Raw genomic sequence first — 4,239 nt, 5'->3', positions numbered from 1 at the left:
GCGACAAGAAGGCAGAGCATGCTTTCCTGCGGTTCCGCATCGGGCTGTTGTCCTTCCACGAAACAATCACTTCCTGACAAAGAATTCCCGGAACTCCGGGGGGATCTCTGCGGACTTTCCTGCAAGGGCTTTTATTTGGAGTTCTTCTAAGTTCTTGACGATCTGTGCAAGGTTCTTTGCATGCAGTTCCAGTTCGAGCCGGACATCTTCGGGATCGTAATCGCCGCCCTTTGCCCTGCGGGCAATGTCGTGGAACTCTTCCTGCATCAGCTCCAGCGGCTTCTTTGCCCGGAGGATCGATTCCGAGAGGTATGCGATAAGGGCTGCCTGCCGCTCTTCGGCTTTCCGGTGTTCTGTGATGTCGACATAACTCTCCACAAGATACTCTTTTCCGCCCATTTCGACTTTTGCCACCGTCTTTAAGACCGGCACCCGCTCGCCCTTTGCGTTGATGATCTCGCGCTCGATATTCAGGATATTCTTGTGAAGATCGGTGACCGGGCATTCGCCGCACTTTGCCGGGCAGACAAATCCCTGGCAGCCCTTGCCGAGCATCTGGTCTTTTGAGAGCCCGGTGAGCGACTCCATGAGGGGGTTTGCATCAACAATCTGGTGGGCTTGGGGATCTACGATCAGGATCGCGGTCTGGATACGTTCAAATATCGTGCGGAAAATATCGTTTGCTAAACCGTCAGGTGCCTGGTCCGTAAGACCTGCCTTTTTGCCTTGCATAATAACGTTATATCCTCCCGGTTGAGTATTCTGTACTCTTTATGGTGAGTTACAACCCGGATTCTATTTGATTGTTGTGCAGTGCCAAGCAGAAGAGTGGTGTAGTCAAGCGATCAAAGAAAAAACTACAAAACCATTGAGCCCCCCATCACCTTTTATGATCATCTATTATGATGGGAAATTCCTCCCGGAGGACAAGGCAGCTGTCTCCGTGTTCGACCACGGGTTCCTCTACGGCGATGGGTGCTTTGAAGGGATCCGGGCGTACAATGGCAGGATATTCCGGTTAAAGGAGCATATCGACCGGTTGTATGATTCAGCAAAGACCATCGACATCAAGCCCCCGCTCTCAAAGGAGGAGATGACCGAGGCAATTTGCGAGGTGCTCCGAAGGAACAAGCTCGACAATGCGTACATCCGGCCGATCATCACCCGGGGCAAGGGAGATCTCGGTCTTGACCCGCGCAAGTGCCCGAAGGCGTCGGTCATCATCATTGCCGTGACCTGGGGCGCAATGTACGGCGACCTGTACGAGAAGGGTCTGAAAGGCGTGACGGTCTCGGTTCGCAGGAACCCGGCCGAGTGCATGCCCCCGAATGTCAAGAGCCTGAATTACTTAAACAACATCCTCGCGAAAATCGAGGCGAACTACAAGGGCGGGGACGAGGCGATCTTCTTTGATACGAACGGGTACCTTTCCGAGGGCTCGGGCGATAACCTCTATATTGTCAAGAACGGCGAGATCATCACGCCCCCCACGCTCAACAACCTCCGGGGCATCACACGGCTCGTTGTGATCGAGATCGCAAAGTCGCTCGGAATCACGGTCCGCGAGCAGAATCTCGGGTACTTCGACCTGTACACGGCCGATGAATTGATCTGCTCAGGCACTGCTGCGGAAGTCGCCCCGATTGTCTGGGTTGACGGACGCACGATCGGGTCCGGAAAGCCCGGCCCGGTCTTCCGGCAGCTGGCCGCTGCATTCGGGCCCCTGACGAAAAAGGAAGGATATCCCATCCACGGCAAACCGAAGAAAGGCGCGACAAACGCGGTTGCAAAGACTGCAGTCAAGGCTACGGCAAAGAAGGTGGTAAAGAAGCCGGCAAAGAAACCGGTGAAAGCAGCAGCAAAACCAAAATCGAAGGCAAAGAAGCGATAATATTTTTGTAAAACCGGTTTTTGTCTTCCGGGAGGATCCTCCTGTTCATGACAGGGCCTCCTCCATAACCTATTTATGACGTTGCGTGAAATTAAGTAGGACAATTTGCTGCTATAGTGTAGTCCGGCCAATCATGTCGGCCTTTCACGCCGACGACTGGGGTTCGAATCCCCATAGCAGCATCTACTCTTCTGGTCAGAATCCTTAACAATCAGCGCGTATTGTCCCACCACTCCCCACTACGCATTCCGCCCGGTTTTGTTGTTATTAACCCCAATTCATCGGTAAGCCTGGACTGTTTCATCTGCAAGGGATTGTTATCGGGCAGCGATACCCCGTCGTTTTCAGGGTATGTACATTCATGATCATCAGGATACTGATGAGACATGATTCATGGGGATCACCGTGCCCGTGATGATACTCTTCTGATGAAGTGTGTCCCTGCTGTTTTTTTATCCGATTACCACCAATGCGGGAGTATGAACCTGATGGATCTTCTCTGGCCTGTCTTTTTTCCGTTGCTTGGGGCGATCATTGCCCTTATTCATATCCATGTAAAAAAACAGGGAGGGGCTCAGGCTGTCGGGACGTTTTTGATGTGGCAGCTTGCCATCGGCTTTGGGCTCTCCTACCTGTACGCGGCAACCGGGCACCTCCTTTTCGCTGACCGGGTTGCGGAATCGATCGGCTGGCCAACGGGTAGCCCGTTCCAGCGCGAGGTCGGGATGTGGGATGCGGCAATGGGGATCTGCGGTTTGCTCTGCTTAAAATTCCGTGAAGATTTCTGGACTGCTGTCATCATCGGCTTTGGCATCTTCTCGGTTTCTGCAGGAATCGGGCACGTGTACGAACTGGTTGCCCATGCAGATTTCTCTCCCAACAATGCCGGCGCCGTGATGTATATCGACCTGTTCTACCCTATCATCCTTGCCGCGCTGCTCATCTGGTACCGGAGGAAACTTCCTGCGGTTCCGGGATCGCCCGAAGGGAATGCCTGATCCCCCCGTTTTTTTCGCATGCAGATTTGCGCATGCAGATTATGATCCCTTTTATGATTGACTTTCCAACCTGTCGATCCGGATAGACGACTGGCGCAAACCCGGGATTGGCGAAAAAGAGTGTTTGGTTTAGAAATTTACATCGCCGGATTTTGCCGGGTTAAAGGGTGTTGAGGGTACCTGGGTCTGGGCCGGCAATGGGGCCTGGGTCGGAATCGGAGTCGGAAGGGGTGTCGGGGACATGTCCGGGACATGCGTGTGTGTGTCGTCTCCCGGGAGGGTGACGCGTGGGCCCTCGTTTGCACCACAGAACGTTACAATATACGCGGTCAGGGTATTCCCATCCTTGTTTTTACAGGTATAGGTGGATGTGTGGTCGTCGTATGCATAGCTGTACGCTGTGGGCAGGAAATGCTTGAAGAATGAAGCGGTGTTGATGTCCGCCGGCCAGGTCAGGGGATCGCATTTCCTATTCCCATTCTCCGTGTATTTCTGGGCAGATTCCCATGGGGGTTTGCAACAGGTGCTGTTTGTAAGAATATCCTTCTCATCAAAATGGGGATCATTATTCTTATGGTTCAGGGCAGATGCATAGGAACAGGCGCTCCGAACAGCGAGTGTTTTGCCGGCCGTATTCGCAATGAGGAGTTTCGAGGCATCTAAGGTTTTCCAGTCACCCTTTCCAACCAGGTCCCGCAGGTCAAAATTCGTTCCCGCTTTTGTGCAGGCATATTCAACCGGGACAAGTCCCTCTGCAGATCCTGTACCCGGTACGAGTTCGATCGTGATCGGGATGTTGAAACCGTCAACGGCACTGACATCATAGGTGTCCACACCATTCTCATCGAAGTTCATCTCTCCTTTGGTGGCATCCTGGATCTGATGTCCGCCGCAGTCGACCTTTCCCTTCCCGTCCTGGTATGCCCTACAGGTATGCTGTTCGTAGTCGCAGATGTAACCCTGGTCTTTGTCAAAATGGCAGTTCGACCGGGGCTGGAACGAACCCTGCCAGAATTTCGGTACCGTTATTGTATGGGTGGATTTTGCGCCCGGTGTGTCGGCTTCAAGGATAAAACCCCCGTTATCAACGAGAGGGTCTCCCTTGTTGCATGTGTTCTTGTTATTCTCTCCACAGGCCGTGTAGGGGCATTGGGTGTTCGGCTGGCACGTGGTGTCAGGCAGGCACTGGCAGGCGCTGTAGACTTTCCCATTGCCCGGGTTTTTGTATTGCAGTCCACCGATGATGACAACCGACACTTCATACAGGCAATGGTTCTGGAACTGGATGGTATGATCCGCGGCAAGCGTGCCGGGAACAAGCAGGGCAGCCACGAGCAGAACAGCGAGTAT

4 protein-coding genes and 1 tRNA gene are annotated in these 4,239 nt (G+C 53.3%); 3 read left to right on the top strand and 2 right to left on the bottom strand.

The annotated features are described in order from the left end of the window. Positions 1–66 precede the first annotated feature (66 nt). Positions 67–732, bottom strand: coding sequence for a PAS domain S-box protein (locus CW742_RS08000; protein WP_292418868.1), 666 nt, complete (start codon positions 730–732; stop codon positions 67–69). A gap of 157 nt (positions 733–889) precedes the next feature. Between CW742_RS08000 and ilvE the strand changes: the two genes are divergently transcribed. The 3 genes from ilvE (at position 890) to CW742_RS07985 (ending at position 2,889) form a co-directional block, all read left to right on the top strand. Then, complete coding sequence (ilvE, locus tag CW742_RS07995) at positions 890–1,891, top strand: branched-chain-amino-acid transaminase (RefSeq protein ID WP_292418865.1); 1,002 nt, start codon at positions 890–892, stop codon at positions 1,889–1,891. A 107-nt stretch (positions 1,892–1,998) separates the two neighbouring features. After that, positions 1,999–2,073, top strand: a tRNA-Glu gene (locus CW742_RS07990). Between the two features lie 297 nt (positions 2,074–2,370). Continuing rightward, the gene (locus CW742_RS07985) at positions 2,371–2,889 is read left to right on the top strand and encodes a DUF6790 family protein (protein WP_292418862.1); all 519 of its coding nucleotides are present in this window, start codon (positions 2,371–2,373) and stop codon (positions 2,887–2,889) included. A 129-nt stretch (positions 2,890–3,018) separates the two neighbouring features. On the opposite strand, the gene CW742_RS07980 is transcribed toward CW742_RS07985, so the two are convergent. Then, the coding region (locus CW742_RS07980) for a thaumatin family protein (RefSeq protein WP_292418859.1) at positions 3,019–4,239 on the bottom strand (1,221 nt) is incomplete at its 5' end.

The sequence above is a fragment of the Methanoregula sp. genome (assembly GCF_002835825.1).
In the GTDB taxonomy this organism is placed as follows: Archaea; Halobacteriota; Methanomicrobia; order Methanomicrobiales; family Methanospirillaceae; genus Methanoregula.
Note: the sequence above shows the minus strand (reverse complement) of the source record. Positions and strands in the feature narration are given on the sequence as shown.

What these genes read in the sequence shown, in the direction of transcription:
- CW742_RS07985 (WP_292418862.1), top strand. Translation starts at nt 2,371, where the DNA reads ATGAACCTGATGGATCTTCTCTGGCCTGTCTTTTTTCCGTTGCTTGGG.
- CW742_RS08000 (WP_292418868.1), bottom strand. Translation starts at nt 732, where the DNA reads ATGCAAGGCAAAAAGGCAGGTCTTACGGACCAGGCACCTGACGGTTTA.
- ilvE (WP_292418865.1), top strand. Translation starts at nt 890, where the DNA reads ATGATCATCTATTATGATGGGAAATTCCTCCCGGAGGACAAGGCAGCT.